19 protein-coding genes are annotated in these 24,060 nt (G+C 55.7%); 14 read left to right on the forward strand and 5 right to left on the reverse strand.

What is annotated here, in order from left to right; genetic code table 11:
• Positions 1-97 precede the first annotated feature (97 nt).
• The 5 genes from hrpB (at position 98) to fhuB (ending at position 9,118) form a co-directional block, all read left to right on the forward strand.
• Complete coding sequence (gene hrpB, locus J5224_RS13150; RefSeq protein WP_264625800.1) at positions 98-2,560, forward strand: ATP-dependent helicase HrpB; 2,463 nt, start codon at positions 98-100, stop codon at positions 2,558-2,560.
• A gap of 149 nt (positions 2,561-2,709) precedes the next feature.
• Positions 2,710-5,187, forward strand: coding sequence for a bifunctional glycosyl transferase/transpeptidase (gene mrcB, locus J5224_RS13155; RefSeq protein ID WP_264625801.1), 2,478 nt, complete (start codon positions 2,710-2,712; stop codon positions 5,185-5,187).
• Positions 5,188-5,401: 214 nt separating this feature from the next.
• Positions 5,402-6,229, forward strand: coding sequence for a Fe3+-hydroxamate ABC transporter ATP-binding protein FhuC (gene fhuC, locus J5224_RS13160; RefSeq protein ID WP_264625802.1), 828 nt, complete (start codon positions 5,402-5,404; stop codon positions 6,227-6,229).
• Between the two features lie 2 nt (positions 6,230-6,231).
• On the forward strand, positions 6,232-7,146 hold the full coding sequence (fhuD, locus tag J5224_RS13165) for a Fe(3+)-hydroxamate ABC transporter substrate-binding protein FhuD (protein ID WP_264625803.1): 915 nt from the start codon (positions 6,232-6,234) through the stop codon (positions 7,144-7,146).
• Positions 7,130-9,118 (forward strand): Fe(3+)-hydroxamate ABC transporter permease FhuB, encoded by a 1,989-nt coding sequence (gene fhuB, locus J5224_RS13170; RefSeq protein ID WP_264625804.1) that lies wholly within the window; start codon positions 7,130-7,132, stop codon positions 9,116-9,118. Before fhuD ends, fhuB begins: the two co-directional genes overlap by 17 nt.
• Positions 9,119-9,294: 176 nt before the next feature.
• On the opposite strand, the gene hemL is transcribed toward fhuB, so the two are convergent.
• Positions 9,295-10,575 carry a glutamate-1-semialdehyde 2,1-aminomutase gene (gene hemL, locus J5224_RS13175; RefSeq protein ID WP_264625805.1) on the reverse strand — a complete coding sequence of 427 codons (1,281 nt, stop codon included), beginning with the start codon at positions 10,573-10,575 and terminating at the stop codon, positions 9,295-9,297.
• 157 nt (positions 10,576-10,732) lie between these two features.
• Here hemL and clcA point away from each other — a divergent pair, with 157 nt between their 5' ends.
• Both clcA and erpA read left to right on the forward strand, forming a co-directional pair.
• Positions 10,733-12,130: a H(+)/Cl(-) exchange transporter ClcA gene (gene clcA, locus J5224_RS13180; RefSeq protein ID WP_264625806.1), complete on the forward strand. Its 1,398-nt coding sequence runs from the start codon at positions 10,733-10,735 to the stop codon at positions 12,128-12,130.
• 92 nt (positions 12,131-12,222) lie between these two features.
• Positions 12,223-12,570, forward strand: coding sequence for an iron-sulfur cluster insertion protein ErpA (gene erpA, locus J5224_RS13185; protein WP_264625807.1), 348 nt, complete (start codon positions 12,223-12,225; stop codon positions 12,568-12,570).
• A gap of 84 nt (positions 12,571-12,654) precedes the next feature.
• Here erpA and J5224_RS13190 read toward each other — a convergent pair whose 3' ends face one another.
• Genes J5224_RS13190 through mtnN form a run of 3 tightly spaced genes read right to left on the reverse strand, consistent with a single transcriptional unit; the run spans position 12,655 to position 14,453 of the window.
• A complete protein-coding gene (locus J5224_RS13190) occupies positions 12,655-12,912 on the reverse strand; it encodes a hypothetical protein (protein ID WP_264625808.1) in 258 nt (85 codons plus the stop codon).
• Between the two features lie 18 nt (positions 12,913-12,930).
• A complete protein-coding gene (btuF, locus tag J5224_RS13195) occupies positions 12,931-13,752 on the reverse strand; it encodes a vitamin B12 ABC transporter substrate-binding protein BtuF (protein WP_264625809.1) in 822 nt (273 codons plus the stop codon).
• Positions 13,752-14,453 (reverse strand): 5'-methylthioadenosine/S-adenosylhomocysteine nucleosidase, encoded by a 702-nt coding sequence (gene mtnN, locus J5224_RS13200; RefSeq protein WP_264625810.1) that lies wholly within the window; start codon positions 14,451-14,453, stop codon positions 13,752-13,754. Before mtnN ends, btuF begins: the two co-directional genes overlap by 1 nt.
• 129 nt (positions 14,454-14,582) lie before the next feature.
• On the opposite strand from mtnN, the gene dgt reads away from it, so the two are divergent.
• The 7 genes from dgt (at position 14,583) to J5224_RS13235 (ending at position 23,133) form a co-directional block, all read left to right on the forward strand.
• A complete protein-coding gene (dgt, locus tag J5224_RS13205) occupies positions 14,583-16,094 on the forward strand; it encodes a dGTPase (protein ID WP_264625811.1) in 1,512 nt (503 codons plus the stop codon).
• Between the two features lie 202 nt (positions 16,095-16,296).
• Entirely contained in the window at positions 16,297-17,730 is a 1,434-nt protein-coding gene (degP, locus tag J5224_RS13210; RefSeq protein WP_264625812.1) for a serine endoprotease DegP, read from the forward strand.
• Positions 17,731-17,935: 205 nt separating this feature from the next.
• Entirely contained in the window at positions 17,936-19,093 is a 1,158-nt protein-coding gene (locus J5224_RS13215; protein WP_264625813.1) for a CdaR family transcriptional regulator, read from the forward strand.
• A gap of 243 nt (positions 19,094-19,336) precedes the next feature.
• The gene (locus tag J5224_RS13220) at positions 19,337-20,347 is read left to right on the forward strand and encodes a sulfate ABC transporter substrate-binding protein (RefSeq protein WP_264625821.1); all 1,011 of its coding nucleotides are present in this window, start codon (positions 19,337-19,339) and stop codon (positions 20,345-20,347) included.
• A 96-nt stretch (positions 20,348-20,443) separates the two neighbouring features.
• Positions 20,444-21,256, forward strand: a complete 813-nt coding sequence (cysT, locus tag J5224_RS13225) for a sulfate ABC transporter permease subunit CysT (RefSeq protein WP_264625814.1) — start codon at positions 20,444-20,446, stop codon at positions 21,254-21,256.
• A gap of 10 nt (positions 21,257-21,266) precedes the next feature.
• A complete protein-coding gene (gene cysW, locus J5224_RS13230) occupies positions 21,267-22,151 on the forward strand; it encodes a sulfate ABC transporter permease subunit CysW (RefSeq protein ID WP_264625815.1) in 885 nt (294 codons plus the stop codon).
• Positions 22,141-23,133 carry a sulfate ABC transporter ATP-binding protein gene (locus tag J5224_RS13235; protein ID WP_264625816.1) on the forward strand — a complete coding sequence of 331 codons (993 nt, stop codon included), beginning with the start codon at positions 22,141-22,143 and terminating at the stop codon, positions 23,131-23,133. The genes cysW and J5224_RS13235 overlap by 11 nt, the downstream gene beginning before the upstream one ends.
• Positions 23,134-23,225: 92 nt before the next feature.
• On the opposite strand, the gene J5224_RS13240 is transcribed toward J5224_RS13235, so the two are convergent.
• Positions 23,226-23,660, reverse strand: a complete 435-nt coding sequence (locus J5224_RS13240; RefSeq protein WP_222157814.1) for a DoxX family protein — start codon at positions 23,658-23,660, stop codon at positions 23,226-23,228.
• Positions 23,661-24,060 lie beyond the last annotated feature (400 nt).

Below are 24,060 nucleotides of genomic sequence, written 5' to 3' on the forward strand. Positions count from 1 at the left end.
TGCCGATTCGCAGGCGACAACCACCGCTTTCGCGCAATGCCCTATTTTGTGCGAACATGCGTTGCGCCAGGAAGACGCTATTGTTGAGGAGAATGCTGTGAGTTTACCGCCGGTCAGCGCTGTGCTGAATGAGGTGATTGATGCGTTAAGCCGTGCGCCCCAAGTCCTATTGCACGCACCCACCGGGGCGGGAAAATCCACCTGGCTGCCGCTAAAATTGCTGGAAATGGGCGGGTTCTCTGGTCGGATCATTTTACTTGAGCCGCGTCGCTTAGCGGCCAAAAACGTGGCGTGGCGTTTAGCGGAACAGTTGGGTGAAACGCCGGGCGGCACTGTTGGTTACCGCATGCGCGCTGAAACGCGCGTCGGCCCCCAAACGCGCATCGAAGTGGTCACCGAAGGGGTGTTGACGCGCATGCTGCAACGGGATGCCGAACTGACGGGCGTGTCGCTGGTGATTCTGGATGAATTTCACGAGCGCAGCGTGCAGGCGGATTTGGCGCTGGCGCTGCTGCTTGATGTTCAGCAAGGGCTGCGCGAGGATCTGGCGCTGCTTATTATGTCCGCCACGCTGGACAACGCGCGTCTGGCGGCGTTATTACCAACGGCGGAGACGGTGGTGTCACAGGGGCGGGCTTTTCCGGTGGATCGCCACTATCAGCCGTTGGGCAACCAGGAACGGTTGGAAGAGGGCATCGCCCGGCAGATTCGCCGTTTACTGACGGAACAGCCCGGATCGGCGTTGGTGTTTTTACCCGGCGTGGCGGAGATCAAACGGGTTGAAGCCATGCTGCAAGAGACGCTTACCCGCGATGTGGACATTTGCCCACTGTACGGTGCGTTGACGTTGGCAGATCAGCAGAAAGCGATTCTTCCTGCCGCGCCGGGGCGGCGTAAAGTGGTGTTGTCCACCAATATTGCAGAAACCAGCCTGACCATTGAAGGTATTCGGCTGGTGGTCGATAGTGGACTGGAGCGCGTTGCCCGTTTTGATGTGAAAAGCGGGCTGACGCGCTTGGTGACGCAGCGCATCAGTCAGGCGTCGATGACGCAACGGGCGGGGCGTGCTGGACGACTGGAAGCGGGCCTGTGCGTGCACCTGTGCGCCAAAGATCAGGCGGAACGTGCCGCCGCACAAAGTAGCCCGGAAATAGTAAACAGCGATTTGAGCAGCGTCTGGCTTGAACTGTTGCAATGGGGTTGCACCTCCGCTGAGTCGCTCAGTTGGCTGGATGCCCCACCTGCGCCTGCTCTTGATGCTGCACGTCGTTTGCTGACGCAATTGCAGGTAACCGACAATGCCGGGAAGCTCACGACCCGCGGACGCCATATCGCCCGACTGGGCATCGAACCGCGTTTGGCGGCGATGCTGCACAGCGCCGCACCGCAGGATGCGCAAACGCAGGCCACCGCCTGCTTGCTGGCGGCACTGTTGGAAGAACCGCCGCGTATGGGGCCACTGGATATTGAGCGTTTGCTTGCGCGGCCGTCGCCCTCCTGGCGGCAGCGTGCCACGCAGTTAATGACGCGTCTGGCAGGAAAATCGGCAAGCTGGCGTGAGCCACAGCACGTCGCCGCATTGCCTGCGTTGCTGGCGTTTGCCTATCCCGATCGTATTGCCCAACGGCGCAGTGCCGATGGCCGTTATCAGTTGGCGAGCGGGCTGGGTGCACGCTTGCCGTTGGATGAGCCGCTGGCGGCGCAGGAGTGGCTGATTGCACCGGCACTGATGTTGGCGGAAGGCACTCAGAGCGCTGATGCGCGCATTACGCTGGCATTGCCCATTGATATTGATGCGCTTATCGCGCAGCGTCCTGATCTGGTATCAGAACAGAACATCGTGCACTGGGATGAAGAAAAAGGTACCCTGCGCGCCAGTCGGCGTGAGTGCATTGGCTGCCTGACATTGCGCCATCAGCCGCTGAATAAGCCCTCCGATGAGGCGATGCAGCAGGCATTGCTCAACTGGGTGCGCGAGCAGGGGCTGGCTGCGCTTAACTGGCAAAATGACGCGGAACAGCTACGGATACGCGTGGCTTGTGCGCAGCGTTGGCTCGCCGAGGGAGGCTGGCCTGCCATGGACGATGAGGCTTTGCTGGCAACGCTGGATACCTGGTTGCTGCCGTCGCTGCACGGTGTGCGAGATGTGCGTACACTGCGACAGATTGACCTTTACGAGGCGTTGCTGCGCCTGCTGGATTGGCCGCTGCGACAGCGGCTGGAAAGCGCGCTGCCGCGCCATTACACCGCCCCGGGCGGCAGCCATCTGCCGTTGCGCTATCATCACGATCAGCCGCCGGCGCTGGCGGTGCGTATGCAGGAGATGTTTGGCGAGCGGCAAAACCCCACCGTGGCAGAAGGGCGCGTTGCCGTGGTGTTAGAACTGCTCTCTCCGGCGCACCGGCCTTTGCAGATCACGCGCGATCTGGCCGCCTTCTGGCAAGGGGCGTATCGTGAGGTGCAAAAAGAGATGAAAGGGCGTTATCCCAAACACGTATGGCCGGACGATCCTGCCAACACTGCGCCTACGCGGCGCACGAAGAAATATCAAACGCTCTGATACGGTAGCCCTGATACGGTAATGCAACGTATTTCAGACGGTTCTGCTTTCCTCAAACCGGGCGGAACAACAGAGTAAGCGACGACAGTCAGCACCTACGTCTATCGTGGAGCTGTTATTGTCATTAACCTGACGGAGAAGTAACCGCAATGTCACAGGACGATCGTGAACCTATCGGACGCAAAGGAAGAGCGTCAGGACGAAAACCGCCACGCCCTCAGGCGAACCGGCGTCGTAGTCGAAGGGATGACTATGAAGAAGAGGATGACGTCTATCAGGATGACATTGATGAAGAAGACGATGAGTACGACGATGAGGACGAGATGAGCAAAAAACCGCGTAAAAAAAGACGCTGGCTTGGGTTGTTCATTAAGCTGTCACTGGTCTTCGCCGTGGTGCTTGCGCTGTATGGCGTCTATCTTGACAGCCAGATTCGCAGCCGTATCGAAGGCAAAGTGTGGCAGCTGCCTGCGGCCGTTTATGGTCGCATGGTGAACCTCGAACCGGGCATGTCCTACAGCCAGAAAGAGATGATCAGCCTGCTGGAAGGGATGCAATACCGTCAGGTATCGCGTATCACCCGGCCGGGTGAATTCAGCGTGCGTGGCAATACCATTGATATACTGCGCCGCCCGTTCGATTTCCCCGATGGCAAGGAAGGGCAGATCAACGCCCGACTGATCTTTACCAACGATCGTCTGGCGCAGATCCAAAACCTGGAGAACCAACGTAATTTTGGTTTCTTCCGCCTCGATCCGCGTCTGATCACCATGATGCAATCCCCCAACGGGGAGCAGCGGCTGTTCGTGCAGCGCTCTGGTTTCCCGGATTTACTGGTTGATACGCTGGTCGCGACCGAAGACCGCCATTTTTATCAGCATGACGGCATCAGCTTCCTGTCGATTGGCCGTGCTTTCTTGGCGAACATCACAGCCGGCCGCGCGGTGCAGGGTGGGAGTACCCTGACGCAGCAGTTGGTGAAAAACCTGTTTCTCACCAATGAACGATCCTTGTGGCGTAAAGCGAACGAAGCCTACATGGCGCTGATCATGGATTACCGCTACAGCAAAGATCGCATTCTTGAGCTGTACCTGAACGAAGTGTATCTCGGTCAGAGCGGCAACGATCAAATCCGCGGTTTCCCGCTTGCCAGCCTTTACTACTTTGGTCGTCCGGTGAATGAACTGAGTCTCGATCAGCAGGCGCTGTTGGTGGGAATGGTAAAAGGGGCTTCGCTGTATAACCCGTGGCGTAACCCGCAGCTGACATTAGAGCGCCGTAATCTGGTGCTGCGTTTGCTGCAAAACCAGCAGATTATTGATGAAGATCTCTACAACATGCTGAGCGCCCGTCCGTTAGGGGTGCAGCCGAAAGGGGGCGTGATCACACCGCAGCCTGCCTTTATGCAACTGGTGCGTCAGGAGTTGCAGCAGCGACTGGGAGATAAGGTCAAAGATCTGTCCGGCGTGAAGATTTTCACCACGCTGGATCCGGTGTCGCAGGATGCGGCTGAAAAAGCGGTGGAAGAGGGGATTCCGGCGCTGCGCGCTGCGCGCAACGTTAGCGATCTGGAATCTGCCATGGTGGTTGTCGATCGTTTCAGCGGCGAAATTCGCGCCATGGTGGGCGGGGCTCAAACCCAATATGCCGGTTTTAACCGTGCGATGCAGGCGCGTCGGCCTGTGGGTTCACTGGCAAAACCGCCGACCTACCTGACCGCACTGAGTCAGCCTGACACCTTCCGCCTCAATACCTGGTTGGCGGATGAGCCGCTCTCGCTCAAGCAGCCGAACGGGCAGGTGTGGCAACCGAACAACTACGATCGCCAGTTCCGTGGACGCGTGATGTTGGTGGATGCATTAGCCAACTCGCTTAACGTGCCGACGGTCAATCTGGGGATGACGGTTGGGCTGGATCAAATAAGCAACACGCTGCAACGCTTGGGTATCCCGAAAGAGGTGATCCAACCGGTGCCCGCCATGCTGCTGGGGGCCATCAGCCTGACACCCATGGAAGTGGCGCAAGAGTATCAAACCATCGCCAGCGGCGGTAATCGCGCGCCGTTATCAGCGCTGCGTTCGGTGATTGCGGAAGACGGCAGCGTGCTGTATCAGAGCTTCCCGCAGGCTGAACGCGCGGTGCCGGCGCAGGCAGCGTACTTGACGCTGTATGGCATGCAGCAGGTGGTTGAGCGCGGAACGTCACGCTCATTGGCGGTGAAGTTCCCCAATTATCATCTGGCGGCGAAAACCGGGACCACCAACGATCTGCGTGACAGCTGGTTTGCCGGTGTTGATGGTAAAGAGGTGGCGATCGCCTGGGTGGGGCGCGATAACAACGGTCCGGCAAAACTGACCGGTGCTAATGGTGCGTTAACCATTTATCGCCGCTATTTGGAAAACCAGACGCCGCTGGCGCTGATGCTGACGCCGCCGGAAGGTATCGCGACCATGACCGTCGACGGCGGTGGCCAGTTTATCTGCAATGGCAGCGCAGGCCGGGCATTGCCGGTGTGGACGGAAAACCCGCAGGCGCTGTGCCAGAGCGCACAGCAGCAGCAACCAGCGCCCGCGCAGCAAAATGACAGCGGTGTCGCTGACTGGATCAAAGAGATGTTTGGTCAGTAACCACGCCGTTTATGCTGATGAACAACGCCCCGACGCGATCTGCGCCGGGGCGTTGTGTTTTTTGGGTTTAAAACGCTTGCGAGAGGGATCCCGTCCGCCTATCATTCCCGCTCTTGATAATAATCATTATCGTTCTCTTTTGCGTCGGTAGCACCACGGTGAAACGCGCTGCTACCTGACAAACGGCGAACAGCAACAGCGGGTTACCACGGTTATGCAAAATCCAGACACCTCTTCTCGTGAATCGGTGCGGGCTGATACTGGGCCGGATACCACTTTTCGGCTCGACGATGTCAGCTTCTCTGTGCCGGGCCGCACCCTGCTGCATTCGCTTTCTCTGACATTTCCCCTCGGTAAGGTGTGTGGCTTGATTGGTCACAACGGCTCAGGTAAATCAACGTTGCTGAAGATGCTGGGGCGTCATCAAACGCCAAGTAGCGGCGTGATTTCGGTCAAGGACACCCCGTTGCCCGGCTGGGACAGCAAATCCTTTGCCCGACAGGTTGCCTATCTGCCCCAACAGCTCCCCGCTGCGGAAGGGATGACGGTGCGAGAACTGGTCGCGCTAGGGCGTTACCCATGGCACGGCGCACTGGGGCGTTTTGGCAGCATCGATCGCGAAAAGGTGGAAAACGCTATTGCCGTCGTAGGATTGAAACCGTTTGCTCACCGTCTGGTGGACAGCCTGTCTGGTGGCGAGCGTCAACGTGCCTGGCTGGCAATGACGGTGGCGCAGGACAGTCGCTGTCTGCTGCTGGATGAGCCGACATCGGCGTTAGACATTGCGCATCAGGTTGAGGTGCTGGCCCTGATCCAACGCATGAGCCGTGAGCAGGGGCTGACGGTGATCGCCGTGCTGCACGACATCAATATGGCGGCACGCTACTGTGATTATCTGGTAGCGCTGCGCGGTGGGGAAATGATTGCGCAGGGGACGCCTGATGCCATCATGACGCCGCAGGTGCTGGAAGCGGTGTACGGCATTCCGATGGGGATCCTGCCGCATCCTGGCGGCGGTGCGCCAGTAAGTTTTGTGTGCTAAAGATGGCGTTGTTATCCCCTCACATTAATCATGATCGTCGTCGTGTGCTGACGGCGCTGTTGCTTTCCCCCCTGTGCTTCTCCGCCTGGGCAAAAACCGAGGCACCGCCAGACCTGCATCGCATCGTGGCGCTCGAGTGGTTGCCTGCTGAGCTGCTGCTGGCGCTGGGCATTACGCCGCTGGGCGTGGCTGAAATCCCGAATTACCGGCTGTGGGTTGCTGAGCCGCAACTGCCCGCATCGGTGATTGATGTCGGTTTCCGTACTGAACCCAATATGGAACTGTTGGCACAGTTGCGGCCCTCGTTGATGGTCTACTCTGCGGGCTATGGTCCGTCGGTGGAGAAAATGTCACGCATTGCCCCGACCATGGGTTTCAGCTTTAACAACGAAGCCGGACGGCCGCTGACCATGGCAAAAGCGTCACTGTGTCAGTTAGCGCAGCGGTTAGCCATTCCAGATGTTGCGGAACAGCATCTGCACACCTTCTCAACTTTTATGCAGCAGGCTAAGGCACAGTTGCAGCCTTACACCCGTCGCCCGCTGTTGCTGTTCTCTTTTATCGACAGCACACACGTTTTGGTTATCGCCAAGAACAGCCTGTTTCAGGAAGTGATGGATGAACTCGGCATTGAAAATGCGTGGCGTGAAGAAACCAGCTTCTGGGGCAGCGTAGTGGTGGGCATTGAGCGCCTGGCGGATATTCAGGAGGCCAACGCCATCTGTTTTGGTCACGGTGACGAGGCCACGATGGCGCAGGTGGAACGCAGCCCGTTATGGCAGGCGCTGCCGTTTGTGCGCCAGCAACGCTGGCAGCGCGTACCGGCGGTGTGGTTGTATGGCAGCACGCTGTCTGCAATGCGTTTTTGTCAGGTATTGCAGGATGCACTGGAGGCTCGCCATGACGCCAACGCCTAAGCGCTCTGGCGCGGTGCTGACGGTTGCCAGCCTGCTGACGGTGCTGCTGTTGATGATGGTCGTCAATTTGCGCCACGCATTGCCAGTGGCGACATGGTGGCAGGCCGCCACCAACCCCGAAATGGAGGATTTGCGCCAACTGCTGTTCCATTACAGCCTGTTGCCGCGCGTGGCGCTCTCGCTGCTGGTCGGGGCGGGGCTAGGGCTGGCGGGGCTGCTGTTTCAGCAGGTGCTGCGTAATCCGCTTGCAGAACCGGCTACGCTGGGCATTGCCACCGGCGCTCAACTCGGGGTGACGGTGGCAACCTTAGGGATGCTGCCGGGCGGTGACGTTGCGCAGCAGTGGATGGCGATGGCGGGGGCGCTTGGTATCGGCGTACTGGTGTTTGGCCTCTCATGGGGCAAGCAGATGTCGCCGATTACGTTGCTGCTCGCGGGTCTGGTGCTGAGCTTCTACTGTGCTGCCGTCAATCAGCTGCTGGTGTTGTTTAATCATGAACAGCTACAAAACCTGTTTTTGTGGAGCAGCGGCATGCTCAACCAGCAGGATTGGAACCGCGTGGCGTTTCTGTTTCCCCGCTTGCTGGTGTGTTTTGCGCTGGCGTTGCTGCTGCTGCGTCCACTGACGCTGTTGGGATTGGATGATGGCGTGGCGCGTAATCTGGGGTTGGGACTGGTGCTGGCACGCTTAGTCACGCTCGGCGTTGCGATTTTCCTCAGTGCGCAACTGGTGAACGTGGCGGGGATTATCGGTTTTGTTGGCCTGTTTTCCCCGTTGCTGGCTCGCATGCTGGGTGCTCGCCGCCTGTGGCAACGGCTCTGGCTGGTCCCATTATTGGGGGCGTTGCTGCTGGGATTGACCGATCAAACCGTGCTGTGGCTGACCCGCGTCTGGCGTGAAGTACCAACCGGGGCGGTGACGGCGTTGATTGGTGCTCCACTGTTGTTATGGTTGCTGCCGCGCTTACGCACCACGCACCAGCCTGCGCTGGTGCCATCCGTGGACAATAACGCCGTGGCCCCCCGTTGGGGACGCTGGCTGCTGGCTGGGTTTATTCTGTTGTTGGGCGCTTTGGCGATAGCACTGATGCTGGGGAAAGGTGCTCAAGGCTGGCAATGGAATCACGGCGAGGAACTGGCGCACTTGTTGCCTTGGCGTTGGCCGCGCGCGCTGGCGGCACTGACGGCGGGCATGATGCTGGCGATGGCAGGCACGTTGATCCAGAAACTGACGGCAAACCCGATGGGCAGCCCGGAGGTATTGGGCATCAGCGCGGGGGCGGCGACCGGGGTTATTCTGTTGTTGTTCCTGATGCCGGGAGACACCAGCGCATGGCAGTTGCCAGCGGGCAGTGCAGGTGCGGCGTTGACACTGCTGGTGATGATCACCATCGCCAGCCGCGGTGGGTTTTCCACGCAGCGCATGCTATTGGCGGGAATTGCGCTGAGCACCGCATTTTCTACCGTGCTTACGCTGCTGCTGGCGAGCGGCGATCCGCGCATGAGCGGCGCCATTACCTGGATTTCGGGGTCGACATACGGCGTTGAATCTGAACAAGCGATCAACACCGCAGGTGTGGCACTGGTGTTGGCGCTACTGGTGCCAGTGTGCCAACGTTGGCTGCGCATTTTGCCGCTGGGCAGCGTGACGGCTCAGGCGCTGGGAGTGGCTGTCACGCCAGTACGCTTGCTGATTTTGCTGCTGGCATCGGTGTTGACCGCGATGGCAACCCTGACGGTGGGGCCGCTCAGCTTTGTCGGGCTGATGGCACCGCATCTGGCGCGCATGATGGGATTCTCCCGCGTGATCCCTCAGCTCTGCTGTTCTGCGCTGATTGGCGGCATATTGATGCTGTTGGCCGATTGGGCGGGCCGTATGATCCTGTTCCCTAATCAGGTACCTGCTGGCCTGCTGGCGACCTTTATCGGCGCGCCTTATTTTATTTATCTGCTGCGCAAACAAGCCCATTAACAACCTGTTGGCAGGGAAACGTTTACCAACAGGTATTTGCTGGATAAGCGCTATTACACGCCCTCAGTGACAACGATGCCTATGGCGCGCCGCGCAGCGTGTCCATGAGTGTGAATTATAACTTCTGATGCGCAGACGCCCCGATCGTACGATCGGGGCGTTTCTCTTAGTTGCGATTACAACTGGGCAAAACAGCGACGTGCTGCCGCGATGGTATGCTCAATATCCTGCTGGCTGTGCGCCAGTGACATAAAGCCCGCTTCAAACGCAGACGGCGCCAGATAAACGCCTTCGGCCAGCATCAGGTGGAAGAAACGCTTAAAGCGCTCCACATCGCACTGCGTCACATCCTGATAGCACGTTACGCTCGGTGCGTCAGTGAAAAACAGACCGAACATACCGCCCACGTGATTCACCACCAGGGGAATGTGCTGTGCTTTGGCCGCTGCTTCCAACCCCTGCGCCAACTGCGTGGTCAATGCGGTGAGCGTGTCGTGCACGCCGGGTTTAGCCACTTCGCTCAGGCAGGCAAAACCCGCTGCCATGGCAATCGGGTTACCGGACAGCGTTCCAGCCTGATACACCGGGCCGGTTGGGGCCAGCGCTTGCATCACATCACGCCGTCCACCAAAAGCGCCGACGGGCATGCCGCCACCAATGATTTTTCCCAGACAGGTCAGATCGGGCACAACGCCGTAGTGCGCTTGGGCGCCGCCCAATGCCACGCGAAAACCCGTCATCACTTCGTCGATGATCAGCAGCGCACCAAATTCATCGCACAGTGCGCGTAATCCCGGCAGAAACTCTGGCAGTGGTGGAATGCAGTTCATGTTGCCTGCCACTGGTTCAACGATAATCGCTGCAATGTCATCAGGGTATTGCTCGAAAGCCTGACGGACTGAATCCACATCGTTATAGGTGCAGGTCAGTGTGTGGCGGGCGAAATCAGCGGGTACGCCGGGAGAATTAGGCTGGCCCAGCGTCAATGCGCCAGACCCGGCCTTGACCAGCAGGCAGTCCGCGTGGCCGTGATAGCAGCCCTCAAACTTGATGATTTTGTCACGGCCCGTGAAGCCGCGCGCCAGACGAATGGCGCTCATGGTCGCTTCGGTACCGGAATTCACCATGCGTACCATATCCATCGACGGCACCAGTGAGGTCACCAACCGCGCCATATGCACTTCCATTTCGGTTGGCGCCCCAAAGCTCAATCCACGTTCTGCGGCGGCGATCACCGCCTGACGAATGGCGGGGTGGTTATGCCCCAGCACCATGGGGCCCCAGGAACCGACATAATCGATATAGGCGTTACCGTCCGCATCGTAAAGATGTGATCCTTCCGCGCGCTCGATAAACAACGGCACGCCGCCGACGCCGTTGAACGCGCGTACCGGCGAGTTGACGCCGCCGGGAATAAGCTGCTGTGCCGCAGCATAGAGACTTTCTGATTTATTCATGGAAAGGGTCCTGAAAAGGGAGCGGAGTTTTGCCTATTGTAAACAACGCTGTCGCGTTATCAAATTTGCGTCGTTGATGGCAGAGGGAGAGAGAGGCGTTATGTGATGTATGGGCGTATACTGTGCCTCTTTAGTATTAGCTGCTTTGGTTTATCCTGTGACGACTTCCCGAGAGAGTTCCCTGATTGACGTGCGCCGTGCCGCGATTCGACAGTTCCTACGCCGTGATAAAACGCCGGTGATGATTCTGGTGCTGGCTGCCTTAGTGGGTACGTTAGTCGGTCTGGTTGGGGTGGCCTTTGAGAAAGGGGTCAATGCGCTGCAAGCACTTCGTTTGGAAACGGTAACGCAGTGGGCGCACGCTGAGTGGCGTTGGCCGCTGGCATTTCTCCTCTCTGGGTTGATGGCGGCCGGTGGATATTATCTGGTGCGCCGTTTTGCGCCGGAAGCGGGAGGTTCGGGGATTCCTGAGATTGAAGGCGCGCTGGAGGATCTTCGCCCGGTACGCTGGTGGCGCGTATTGCCGGTGAAGTTCTTCGGAGGCTTGGGAACACTTGGCGCTGGCATGGTGCTGGGCAGGGAAGGGCCCACGGTGCAGCTCGGCGGCAACGTGGGCGGGATGATCGCAGATGTGTTGTCGGCCAGACGTGCAGATGTGCGTCATTCTCTGCTGGCAACCGGTGCGGCAGCCGGGCTGTCAGCGGCGTTCAACGCCCCGTTGGCGGGGATCCTGTTCATTATTGAAGAGATGCGGCCGCAGTTTCGCTACAACCTTATCTCCATCAAGGCCGTGTTTATTGGCGTCATCATGTCCAGCGTGGTGTTTCGTGTATTCAACGGTGAGGCAGCGGTTATCCACGTAGGCACACTGCCCGATGCCCCGGTTAACACGTTATGGTGTTACCTGCTATTAGGCATAGTATTTGGTGCGGTTGGCGTGGTGTTTAACCGACTGGTGTTGGGGACGCAGGCGCTGTTTTTACGTTTTCATGGGCAGAGTCTAACGCGCTTTATGCTGGTCGGGATGCTCGCCGGTGGGCTGTGCGGTGTGCTTTCGCTGGCATTCAGCGACGTTTCCGGTGGAGGTTTTGCCATCATTCCCGACGTAACGGCGGCGCATTACAGCGTGGGTATGCTGCTGTTGATCTTTTTGTTGCGTATGCTGCTAACGTTGTTGTGCTTTGGTTCTGGTGCGCCAGGTGGGATCTTTGCGCCGATGCTGGCGTTGGGCACCGTGCTCGGTGGGGCTTACGGGCTGATATTACACGACGTATTCCCTGACTACGCATTAGGTGCTGGCACCTTTGCCATCGCAGGAATGGGCGCATTGTTTGCGGCATCAGTACGCGCACCGCTGACCGGGATTGTGCTGGTGTTGGAAATGACAGACAACTATCAGCTGATCCTGCCCATGATCATCACCTGTCTGGGTGCGACGTTAATGGCGCAATTTTTAGGCGGACAGCCGCTATACTCAGCCATTCTGGCCCGAACGCTGCAACGGCAGAATGCGTTAGATCAGCGTGCGGAAAATGAACACAAGGCCAAACCTTGAACCTTGTTTCCCGCTGTTGGATAATGAGCGTATGATTGGGATAAGGCAAACGGCGTGCGCCGCCCAATAAAAGACAAGCTGGGAGTACGACAATGAGCGATGAAGTAATGGCTGTGCCGCTGCAATTCACTGATGCGGCGGCAAAAAAGGTGAAAGTTCTGATTGCTGATGAAGAGAACCCGGAGCTGAAACTTCGCGTCTACATCACCGGGGGCGGCTGTAGCGGCTTCCAATACGGTTTCACTTTCGATGATAAAATTAACGACGGTGACATGACCATTGAGAAACAGGGCGTGTCGCTGGTGGTAGACCCGATGAGTTTGCAATATCTGGTCGGTGGTGCGGTGGATTACACGGAAGGTCTGGAAGGTTCGCGCTTCGTGGTCACTAATCCGAATGCGAAAAGCACCTGCGGCTGTGGTTCCTCTTTCAGTATTTGATTATTCTACCGCTGATATCGAAAAAAACCGCGTTCTTCAACGCGGTTTTTTGTTTTAACGGGCCGAATAAATCAACCTGCGCCATCACCACTCAATGGTGATCAGTCGCTGTTCCTGATGGGTTACTGTACGAGCCCCTGCGCGTAGCGATGTTTGCGTAATCTTTGGCATCAGCGCTTTTGCGTTTGGGCACTCAACGCGGGCGGTGGCTGCGGTTTCCTTGACCTCACAGACAGCAACCACGTTTAACCCTACATTGATTTGCCCGCTGGTGCTTGCTGCATACGCTGTGTTGCAGGCCAGCATCAGCAGGCCAGCGTTAAGCAGACTTATTTTTATCACTGTTCTCCCCGCCGTGATTTACTGGGCAGGGAGAGCGGCGAGTTGCTGACAAATGTACTGGGCAGCCAGCAGCATGCGCGGGCTGCTGCGATTAAACCAATCGTCGTCTACCGTAATAATGGGTACGGACAACTGCGGCGACCAAAAATCACGCGTGGCGGCCGCATCGGCAGTGGTGCCCGTCGTAATGATCACCTGCGGGTTGCGCCGCAATACCTGCTCACGACTGACCTGCGGCCAGGGCACTTTGCTGTCGTCGAAAACATTGACGCCGCCACACAGGGTGAGCACCTGGTTTTGCAACGACTGCTTGCCTGACGTAAACAGCGGGTGTGTACCAAATTGCAGAAATACCTGATGTTTTGACGCAGGGGCGTAGCGTGCTTTCAAATCCGCCAACTGCTGGCGAAAAGTCTGCGCATTTTGTTGCGCAACCTCTGGGTGTGCGCTGTATTGCCCAAGCTGCTCCAGTATGGTCGGTATAGCATCCAGTGAGGTGGGATCCAGATACAACACCGGGATGCCAAAGGCAGCGAGTTGTTCAAGCGGGCGTTGCGGGTTCCCTTCACGCCAGGCCAGAACCAAATCCGGCTTTAAGGCCAACACCCGTTCCAGATTGATACCTTGCCAGGACGCAACCTGTTCTCTCTGTTGTGCCTCGGGCGGGTAGTTTGACCAGGCACTCACGCCAATCACCTGGTCGCCCATGCCAGCGGCGAAGGCCAACTCCGTAGCGTGAGGCGCCAGACTGATAATGCGCTGGGCGACAGTATCCGCACTCACCCGTCCGGCCATGAGCAGACACAGTATTGCCAGAAGAGCGAACCCGCGAACGCGCATCAGGCTTTTCCGGCGAGCTCTTGCAACATGGCACTCACCATGCGTGACGATTGCTGAGCCGCCACGGCCAGAAACTCGTCAAAGCTCAGGTGCGAGGCTTTGTCTGCCACATCGGAGATGGCGCGTACGACGACGAAAGGCACACCAAACTGATGGCAAACGTGAGCAATTGCCGTAGCTTCCATTTCGACGGCGACGGCCTGTGGGAAGGTGCGACGGATGCGAGCCAGCGGCTCGGCACCGTTGATAAACGCATCACCACTGACAATCAGCCCCTGCACCGCATTCAATTGCAGAGACACAATGGCACGCTCGGCCAGTGCAATAAGGGATGCATCGGCAGGAAACGCCGCCGGGCAGCCTGCCATCTGGCCTGCTTCATAACCGAAGGCGGTGACATCGGCATCGTGATAGCGCGCTTCACTGGATACCACGATATCGCCAACGTTCAGGGTCGGTGCCAGACCGCCCGCAGATCCCGTGTTGATGACGATGTCAGGGCGGGCATGTTCCAGCAGCAGCGTGGTGCCCATGGCTGCGGAAACCTTGCCAATACCGGATTTTAACAGCGCCACTTCGACGCCATTCAGCCACCCGCTGTAGATTTCGCATCCGGCGCGTGTGAAGGTACTGAGGTTTTCGATGCGATCGCGCAGGATCGTCACTTCTTGTTCCATGGCCCCGATGATGCCGACTTTCATAAGATTCCCCACAAAATTTCGAATAGTATTTCGAATAGTTAGCCGTAGTCTGTGCTGTGTAGTCTATCATGGCTAACGGGGTGAAATGGAACCCAGGCGTGATTTTGGCGGCGGTAAAGGGGGAAGGGGATGTCCGATATCGATTTTTCAAAGAAATTCAGCGTTCAGCGGCCTCTGAGCAAACCGATTACGGCGGAGAGTGAATATGACATCGTCCGTCTGTTCGAAAGCGACAGGGGACGTATTATCAACTCTGCCGCGATCCGCCGTTTACAACAGAAAACGCAGGTGTTTCCGCTGGAGCGTAACGCCGCCGTACGTTCACGGTTGACACACTCCATGGAAGTACAGCAGGTCGGCCGCTACATCGCCAAAGATATTCTGGTGCGGATAAAAGGCGAAAATCGGCTGGACGCCCTTGGCCTATCTCTGTGGCAGACGCCCTTTGAAAGCATGGTAGAAATGGCCTGCCTGATGCACGACATCGGTAACCCGCCCTTTGGCCATTTTGGTGAGTCCGCCATCAACAACTGGTTTAGAAAACGGTTGGATGTTGCTTATATTCAGGATGGCGCATTGCCGCGTGATGATGCTTGTCAGGCTGAAGCCCTGTGCCTGAAAGGCGATGTGCATGACGCATTGCGACGTCAGGTGCGACAAGATCTCAGCCATTTCGAAGGCAATGCACAGGCGATTCGTTTGGTGCATACCCTGCTTAAACTGAATCTCACCTACAGCCAGGTGGGCTGTATTCTCAAATATACCCGGCCTGCGTATTGGGTCGGCGAGGTGCCCGACAACTACCGTTATCTGATGAAAAAACCGGGTTATTACCTTTCTGAACAGGATTTTGTTGCCGACTTGCGCCAAGAATTGTCGCTGGGCGAATATCACCGTTTCCCACTCACCTACATCATGGAGGCCGCAGATGACATCTCCTACTGCGTCGCCGATCTGGAGGATGCGGTAGAAAAAGAGATCCTTACCACGGAACAGCTTTATCTGTACCTGCGGCAGACCTGGGGCACGGTCGATCCCTCGGATCTGTTTGCCAAAACCGTAGAGCAGGCTTATGAAAGCCGAACACGGCACCGCTGGCGTAGCACCGACGATCAATTTTTTATGCAGCTACGCGTCAATACGGTGGCGAGGTTGGTGCCTTACGCGGCGCACCGTTTTATCAAAAATTTGCCTGCGATTTACGCTGGCGCTTTTGATGAGGCGCTGTTGGAAGATAAGGGCGCGCAGGCCAAACTGCTGCAGGTGTTCAAAGAAGTGGCGCGTAAGTATGTGTTTAATAACGCAGAAGTTGAAAAGCTGGAACTGCAAGGCTATCGCGTGATCGGAGGGCTATTGGACATCTATCATCCGCTGCTGGAAATGTCTTATGACGCGTTCTGCCAGATGGTGAATGATGATACGCATCCGCACTATCCCATCGAAACCCGGCTCTACCATAAGCTTTCCAGCAAACATTGCCTGGCCTATCGTGAAGCCACGCTCCAACGCTCCGCGTTGTCTCGTGAGGAGCAGGAGATTTGGGAATACTATTATCGGGCGCGATTGATTCAAGATTATATCAGTGGAATGACAGATCTTTACGCTTACGACGAATACCGGCGGCTGATGGCGGCGGAATAACAATTTATGTAAAGCGCTTCCATACTTACTTACGTTTGGGCCAGCGCGCGGCGATGAACTTTGTGCTTTCTTGTTTATCTGATATAGCACGAACGCCAATTGAGCCTGTTTACGAGCCCGCCAGCACGAGATCGAGAGGGTGGGATGGTAAACAGGTTCGGCGACGTGGGATTCACCTGTTGATACGACGAGATAAGAGATCATGAAAAAAAAATCATTGGTTCTGAGTGCCTTGGCGCTGAGCCTGGCAATGAGCATGGGGCACGTCTTTGCGGCGACTGAGGCGGTAGTATCGACATCCAGCCAGATGCCAAGTCTGGCGCCGATGCTCGAAAAAGTGATGCCTTCCGTCGTCAGCATCTCTATTGAAGGGCATACCGACGTCAAGCGCAGCACTATTCCGCAGCAGATGCAGCCTTTCTTTGGTGAGAATTCGCCGTTCTGTCAGGAGGGGTCGCCTTTCCAAAACTCCCCGATTTGTCAGGGGGCTGAAGGCGGAGAGGAAGAGGGCGCACCTGCAAAACGTGAGAACTTCCAGGCATTAGGCTCTGGCGTGGTGATCAACGCGGAGAAAGGCTATGTGGTAACCAATAACCACGTGGTCGACAACGCCGACAAGATTCAGGTGCGGCTCTACGACGGGCGTAAGTATGATGCCAAAGTAATTGGCAAAGACCCGCGTACCGACGTTGCATTGATTCAACTGATTGATTTTAAAAATCTGACTGCCATCAAGATTGCCGATTCCGATCAGTTACGGGTGGGGGATTATACCGTGGCGATCGGCAACCCCTATGGCTTAGGCCAAACGGCGACGTCCGGTATTGTTTCGGCACTGGGACGCAGCGGGTTGAACATCGAGAATTATGAAAACTTTATCCAGACCGATGCCGCGATCAACCGAGGCAACTCCGGCGGGGCGCTGGTTAACCTCAACGGTGAGCTTATCGGTCTGAACACCGCGATTCTGGCACCGGATGGTGGAAATATCGGTATCGGTTTTGCCATTCCGAGCAACATGGTGAAAAACCTGACCGCGCAATTGGTTGAGTTTGGCGATGTGAAACGCGGTGAACTGGGTATTACCGGCACCGAACTCAATTCCGATCTGGCGCAGGCGATGAAAGTGGATGCGCAGCGTGGGGCATTTGTCAGCCAGGTCAGACCGAAATCTGCTGCGGACGAAGCAGGCATTAAAGCCGGCGACGTCATTTTGACGCTGAACGATAAACCGATCAGCAGCTTTGCGGCACTGCGCGCTCAGGTTGGCTCCATGCCTGTCGGTAGCAAGGTCAAGCTGGGGCTGCTGCGTGAAGGCAAACCGTTAACGGTAGAAGTGACCTTGCAGCAGGTCAGCCAGACACAGGTTGCCTCGGGTAATCTTTACACCGGCATCAGCGGCGCATCGCTCAGCAATACCGAAATCGACGGTCAGAAAGGCGTGAAGGTTGACGAGGTGAAAGCCGGCTCGGCGGCCGCAAAAATCGGCTTGAAGAAGGATGATGTTATCCTCGGTGTTAACCAGCAGACGGTACAGAACCTGGGTGAACTGCGTAAAATTCTGGACAGCAAGCCTCCGGTGTTAGCGCTGAATGTGTTGCGTGGCAATACGACGATTTATCTGTTGGCACAATAAACAGTAGTCCTTTCAGACTGAAAGGAGCGTATCAGGTACGCTCCTTTTTTATTTCCGTCTTAGCAATCCGTCTCCTCGTTATTATTTTGTGATATCTCCCGCAATTCTAAGGAATTGGGCTAATGTTTGTGAAATCGCACAATGTCGAGCTTTCAGGGCAACGTTATGATAGTGCAATTGTCACTTTCTCTTACCAGGGGCGGGAATGGCGTCATATCACCTCAACGCAAAGCTGGCGCAGGATATTGTTGCGCGCACTATGCAAATTATTGATAGCAATATCAACGTGATGGATGCCCGTGGGCGAATCATCGGCAGCGGCGATCGAGAACGCGTGGGCGAACTGCACGAAGGGGCGCTGTTGGCCTTGTCACAGGGGCGTATCGTCGATATCGACGATGCGGTTGCCCGCCATCTGCACGGGGTGCGGCCTGGCATCAACTTGCCGCTACGCATTGACGGTGAAATCGTCGGTGTCATCGGTCTGACCGGTAATCCTGCTCATTTGCGCCAGTTTGGTGAACTGGTGTGCATGACCGCAGAGATGATGCTGGAACAGGCCCGACTGCTGCACATGTTGGCGCAGGATAGCCGTCTGCGTGAAGAACTGGTGCTAAACCTGATTCGTACCGACGAACTGTCACCTGCGCTGATGGAGTGGGCACAACGTCTGGGGATCGATCTCAATACGCCGCGTGTGGTGGCCGTTGTCGAGGTGGATAGCGGCCAATTAGGCGTGGACAGTGCGATGGCAGAATTGCAGCAGTTGCAAACGCTGTTGACCACGCCCGAGCGCAACAACCTGATCGCTATCGTGTCTCTGACTGAAATGGTGGTGCTGAAACCCGCGCTGAACAGCCATGGTCGTTGGGATGCCGAAGAACATCGACGTCGCGTGGATAACCTGTTCTCTCGCATGACCGAGAGCGGCCGCCTGCGGGTACGGATGGCGTTGGGTAACTATTTTACCGGGCCGGGCAGCATTGCGCGTTCTTACCGTACTGCTCGCACCACTATGGGCGTTGGCAAACAGCGTATGCCTAGCCAGCGTTGTTACTACTATCAGGATTTAATGCTGCCAGTGTTGCTCGATAGTTTGCGCGGTGGTTGGCAGGCCAATGAGCTGGTTCGCCCGTTGGCAAAACTGAAAGCGATGGACGGCAATGGTTTGCTGCGACGCACGCTTAACGCCTGGTTTCGCAATAACGTTCAGCCGGGTGCTACGGCGAAGGCGCTGTTTATCCATCGCAATACGCTTGAATATCGCCTGAACCGTATTTCCGAACTGACCGGGCTGGATTTGGGCAACTTTGACGATCGTTTGCTGCTCTATGTGGCACTGCAACTCGATGAAGAAGAATAATTTGCTATCTGATTGATCCAAGGGGCCTATGGCCCCTTTTCTCTGTCTATCCGTTGATAATCTGCTTAGATTTAAAAAACTGAATAGGCGCAAAGAATATAACGCGAGAGCATAAATTATCGCGAAACAATATTTTTGCCCCCACCCCCTATCCTCTATTGTCACTCCATGTTGTGAGCCCATTGCCCGCACTACAGCAAACACACTACACAAATTACGAAAAATGTTGAGGGAGTGATAATGATGTCAATACGTCGTCTGGGAGTATCTCTTGCAGCAGCAACGGTATTATTTGCGGGCGCAGCGTCTGCGGCAACGGAATTATTGAACGTGTCCTATGACCCAACGCGTGAGCTGTATCAGGAATATAACGCTGCCTTCATTAAACACTGGAAAGAAACCACTGGCGAAACACTTACCATTAAAAATTCCCACGGTGGCTCCGGCAAACAGGCGCGCTCGGTCATCGATGGCTTGCAGGCCGATGTGGTGACGCTGGCGCTGGCGGGCGATATTGATGCGCTTAACCTGAATCAGCCGCTGATCGATCCCAAGTGGCAGGCACGCCTGCCGGATAACAGTACGCCTTACACCTCTACCATTGTGTTCCTGGTGCGCAAAGGCAACCCGAAAAACATCAAGGACTGGGGCGATCTGGTGAAACCGGGTGTAGAAGTGATTACGCCGAACCCGAAAACCTCCGGCGGTGCGCGTTGGAACTTCTTGGCGGCCTGGGCTTATGCCAAGCACCTGCCGGGTGGAAGCGATGAGAGCGCGCTGAAATTTGTGACTGAGCTGTATCGTCATGCGCCGGTATTAGACACCGGTGCGCGCGGCGCCACAATCAGTTTCGTACAACGCCAACTGGGTGATGTGTTGCTGGCGTGGGAAAACGAAGCCTATCTGTCACTGAAAGAGCAGGGCGGCGACCAGTTGGAAATTGTCACACCGTCGCTGTCTATTCTGGCAGAACCGCCGGTTGCCGTTGTGGATAAAGTGGTTGAGCGCAAAGGCACGCAGAAACAGGCTGAAGCCTACCTGAAATACCTCTACAGCGACGATGCACAGCGCATTATCGGGAAGAACTTCTACCGCCCGCGCAATGCCAAGATTGCTGAAGAGTTCAAAGGTCAATTCGCACCGGTGAAACTGGTGACCATCGATGAAGAGTTTGGCGGCTGGACCAAAGTGCAGGACCAATACTTTAACGACGGTGGCGTTTTTGACAAGATTTTCAATGAAATCAATAAATAATTTTTAAATGCCTACTGGCTGGCCGCTACCTCGATAGCGGCTTTGCCATGTGGATGGGGTAGGTTCACTGGATTATTGCATTAAGAAAGGCTTGGTATGTCACGACGCATTTCTCCCGTCATTCCTGGTTTTGGCCTTACCTTAGGGTTTAGCCTCAGCTACTTGAGTTTGATTGTGCTGATTCCGTTGGCGGGCATGTTTGTCTACGCCAGTCAGCTGACACTCACGCAATTCTGGACGTTGATCACCAGCCGTCAGGTGCTGTTTTCACTGCAACTCTCTTTTGGTACAGCGTTGGCAGCGGCTTTTGTCAATGGCATCCTGGGAACCTTGCTGGCCTGGGTGTTGGTGCGCTATCAGTTCCCGGGGCGCAAAGTGATCGATGCCATGATCGACATGCCTTTTGCGCTGCCCACGGCGGTGGCAGGCATTGCACTTACGGCGCTGTATGCGCCGAATGGGCTGATTGGTGGACTGTTTCCTTTCAAGATTGCCTACACCAGCTTGGGTATCACGCTGGCATTGATCTTTGTCACCTTGCCCTTTGTGGTGAGAACGCTGCAACCAGTGCTGGCTGATATTCCTCGCGAAGTGGAGGAAGCAGCGGCCTGCCTGGGGGCAAAACCGGTTCAGGTATTTTGGCATGTGCTGCTGCCCGCTTTGCTGCCTGCTTGGTTGACCGGCTTTGCACTGGCGTTTGCACGCGGTGTCGGAGAGTACGGTTCGGTGGTGTTTATTGCGGGCAACATCCCCTTTAAAACAGAAATACTGCCGCTGCTGATCGTCTCCAAGCTCGATCAGTATGACTACAAAGGTGCTACCGGTATCGGCGTATTTATGCTGTTGGTCTCTTTCATTATGCTGCTGCTGATTAACCTGTTGCAGCGTCGTATTCAGCCCAAACTGTAAGGCGGTGACAATGGAACAGGTAATTGCTACCGCAGCGCGTGCTCCTAAGGGAAAAAAACGCGCAACGACCTATTACGTGCTGGTGACGCTGGCCTGGCTGGTGTTTTTTCTGGTTCTGGTATTGCCGTTATTGATGGTGCTGACGCAGGGATTGGCAAAAGGCGTGGGGGCCTTTTGGCAGGCGATTTCGGAACCGGATGCGATTTCTGCGCTGAAATTGACGCTACTGGCGACGGTTATCTCTGTACCGCTTAATGTGGTGTTCGGATTGGCGACCGCCTGGAGCGTGACCAAATTTGAATTTCGCGGCAAAAGCTTGCTGTTAGCGCTGATTGACTTGCCCTTCTCGGTATCACCGGTGGTGGTGGGGTTGGTGTACGTGCTGCTGTTTGGTGCGCAAAGTTACTTTTATCCTTTCCTGACCGCGCACAATCTTGAAATTGTCTATGCCGTGCCAGGGATTGTGCTGGCAACCATTTTTGTCACCTTGCCCTATGTGGCGCGTGAGCTGATTCCTTTGATGGAGCAGCAGGGCACACAAGAGGAGGAGGCGGCGCGTTTACTGGGTGCCAACGGCTGGCAAATGTTCTGGCACATCACGCTGCCCAATGTGAAATGGGCATTGATTTACGGCGTGGTGCTCTGTACGGCGCGCGCCATGGGTGAGTTTGGCGCGGTATCCGTGGTCTCTGGCCATATTCGTGGTTTGACCAACACATTGCCGCTGCATATCGAAATTCTTTACAACGAATACAACATCGTAGCGGCCTTTAGCGTGGCGATTTTATTGCTGCTGATGTCGTTAGTGGTATTGCTGTTACGCCAATGGAGCGAAGGGCGTTTGGCAAAACAGGCTGAGAAACACCAACAGGAGCTGGCTCAAAATGAGCATTGATATTCGTAATATAAACAAACAGTTTGGCCAGTTCCGGGCCTTGAATGAAATCAATCTGGCGATCAACAGTGGTGAACTGGTGGCACTGCTGGGACCCTCGGGCTGTGGCAAAACGACCTTATTGCGCATTATTGCCGGTTTGGAAAAGCCGGACAGCGGGCAGATTGTTTTTCACGGTGAAGATGTGTCGGTGCACGATGTGCGCGATCGCAATGTCGGTTTTGTGTTCCAGCACTATGCGCTGTTTCGCCATATGACCGTGTTTGACAACGTGGCGTTTGGGTTACGTATGAAACCGCGCAGTATCCGCCCTTCCAAGCGAGACATTGAAGCGAAAGTGCACGAATTGCTGAACATGGTGCAGCTAGACTGGTTAGCCGATCGTTATCCGGAACAGCTCTCTGGCGGTCAGCGCCAGCGTATTGCACTGGCGCGTGCGCTGATTGTTGAACCGCGTATTTTGCTGCTGGATGAGCCTTTTGGTGCGCTGGACGCCAAAGTGCGTAAAGAGCTACGCCGCTGGCTGTCACGTTTACATGAGAACATCAATCTGACATCGGTGTTTGTGACGCACGATCAGGAAGAGGCGATGGAAGTTGCCGACCGCATTGTGCTGATGAATAAGGGCGTTATCGAGCAAATTGGTTCCCCTGCTGAGGTCTATAACCACCCGGCCAGCGAATTTGTCTATCACTTCCTTGGCGACAGTAACCGCCTGAAGGTGGCGTACAGTGAGAAACCGATCCTGTTCCGCCCACATGAAGTGGCGATCTCTTCCGAGGTTCGAGAAGGGTTTCAGCCGGTTGTAGTGCGAGATATCCGTCCGTTGGGTGCTTTAACGCGTCTGTCGCTGAAAGTTGAAGGTGAACCTGAATTGATTGAAGCTGAAGTGGCACAGGATGATATCAACCTCAACGGGTTGAAACGTGGTGATGTTATCCAGTTCAAACCCAAAGTGTATAACCACGATTGGGAAATCTAAACGGCGGCTACGGTTTCGGAAAATATCACAGGGTTCATAAAAAAACGCCCGCAATCGCGGGCGTTTTTCATTCAAATTGTTTGACAGTAAAATTAACGGTAATCTGGGTTGGATACCACAGAGTAACGCCCACTGCCCACCAGCGTGATGATCAAGCCACCGAAGAAGTAGAGTGCTTCGACTTCCAGCGCCCAGGCACCGACTTTGGTCAGGGTAAAGAAGTTACCGATACCGACCATCAGTGTAGCAACCACCAACGTTAAGGCAGCAATCAGGCCAGAAACACGCGTAAACACACCCAAAATAATCAGGATCGGAGCAACCACCTCACCAATGTATACGCCGTAAGCGATAAAGCCTGGCAGGCCCGCCGCTTGCAGCATCTGTACAATCCAACCCACGCCGTGTTCGATTTTGGCGACACCGTGAAACAGCAACAAAATACCAATGGTCAGACGCAGTAACAGAATGCCCGCATCCTGATGGTCTGCGAGGCGATTGAATGACCGATTGAGCTGAGCAATCATAATAATTAACCCTATGTATGTTCACAAAATTGTGGGAAGGACAACAGGGCGTAGTGTCGCCATTTTAGTGACGCAGAGAAAACAAATTTATTTGACATAGCTAATCAAAAAAATTGCTGTGGTTTGAGCGAGCGGCTTACGGAGAAAGCGGAGGGTGTAAAAATAGCGTTGGAAAGATAGAAAGGCAGTGACGTGGGAAAGTAAGTCAGACTGAGCACAAGGACTGAGGTATTAAAAGAATGCGATGATGTAGTTGTATGAGACCATACCGGAGAAGATGAAAACAGGATGTTTGTGGGTGTAGTATGAAAGAGTATCTGCGGAAATGGTGGGTCGTGCAGGATTCGAACCTGCGACCAATTGATTAAAAGTCAACTGCTCTACCGACTGAGCTAACGAC

Source organism: Candidatus Symbiopectobacterium sp. NZEC135 (assembly GCF_025962695.1).

What these genes read in the sequence shown, in the direction of transcription:
- erpA (WP_264625807.1), top strand. Translation starts at nt 12,223, where the DNA reads ATGAGCGATGAAGTAATGGCTGTGCCGCTGCAATTCACTGATGCGGCG.
- cysW (WP_264625815.1), top strand. Translation starts at nt 21,267, where the DNA reads ATGGAACAGGTAATTGCTACCGCAGCGCGTGCTCCTAAGGGAAAAAAA.
- J5224_RS13235 (WP_264625816.1), top strand. Translation starts at nt 22,141, where the DNA reads ATGAGCATTGATATTCGTAATATAAACAAACAGTTTGGCCAGTTCCGG.
- fhuD (WP_264625803.1), top strand. Translation starts at nt 6,232, where the DNA reads ATGGCGTTGTTATCCCCTCACATTAATCATGATCGTCGTCGTGTGCTG.
- btuF (WP_264625809.1), bottom strand. Translation starts at nt 13,752, where the DNA reads ATGCGCGTTCGCGGGTTCGCTCTTCTGGCAATACTGTGTCTGCTCATG.
- fhuC (WP_264625802.1), top strand. Translation starts at nt 5,402, where the DNA reads ATGCAAAATCCAGACACCTCTTCTCGTGAATCGGTGCGGGCTGATACT.
- J5224_RS13220 (WP_264625821.1), top strand. Translation starts at nt 19,337, where the DNA reads ATGTCAATACGTCGTCTGGGAGTATCTCTTGCAGCAGCAACGGTATTA.
- mtnN (WP_264625810.1), bottom strand. Translation starts at nt 14,453, where the DNA reads ATGAAAGTCGGCATCATCGGGGCCATGGAACAAGAAGTGACGATCCTG.
- degP (WP_264625812.1), top strand. Translation starts at nt 16,297, where the DNA reads ATGAAAAAAAAATCATTGGTTCTGAGTGCCTTGGCGCTGAGCCTGGCA.
- dgt (WP_264625811.1), top strand. Translation starts at nt 14,583, where the DNA reads ATGTCCGATATCGATTTTTCAAAGAAATTCAGCGTTCAGCGGCCTCTG.
- cysT (WP_264625814.1), top strand. Translation starts at nt 20,444, where the DNA reads ATGTCACGACGCATTTCTCCCGTCATTCCTGGTTTTGGCCTTACCTTA.
- hemL (WP_264625805.1), bottom strand. Translation starts at nt 10,575, where the DNA reads ATGAATAAATCAGAAAGTCTCTATGCTGCGGCACAGCAGCTTATTCCC.
- J5224_RS13215 (WP_264625813.1), top strand. Translation starts at nt 17,936, where the DNA reads ATGGCGTCATATCACCTCAACGCAAAGCTGGCGCAGGATATTGTTGCG.
- J5224_RS13240 (WP_222157814.1), bottom strand. Translation starts at nt 23,660, where the DNA reads ATGATTGCTCAGCTCAATCGGTCATTCAATCGCCTCGCAGACCATCAG.
- mrcB (WP_264625801.1), top strand. Translation starts at nt 2,710, where the DNA reads ATGTCACAGGACGATCGTGAACCTATCGGACGCAAAGGAAGAGCGTCA.
- fhuB (WP_264625804.1), top strand. Translation starts at nt 7,130, where the DNA reads ATGACGCCAACGCCTAAGCGCTCTGGCGCGGTGCTGACGGTTGCCAGC.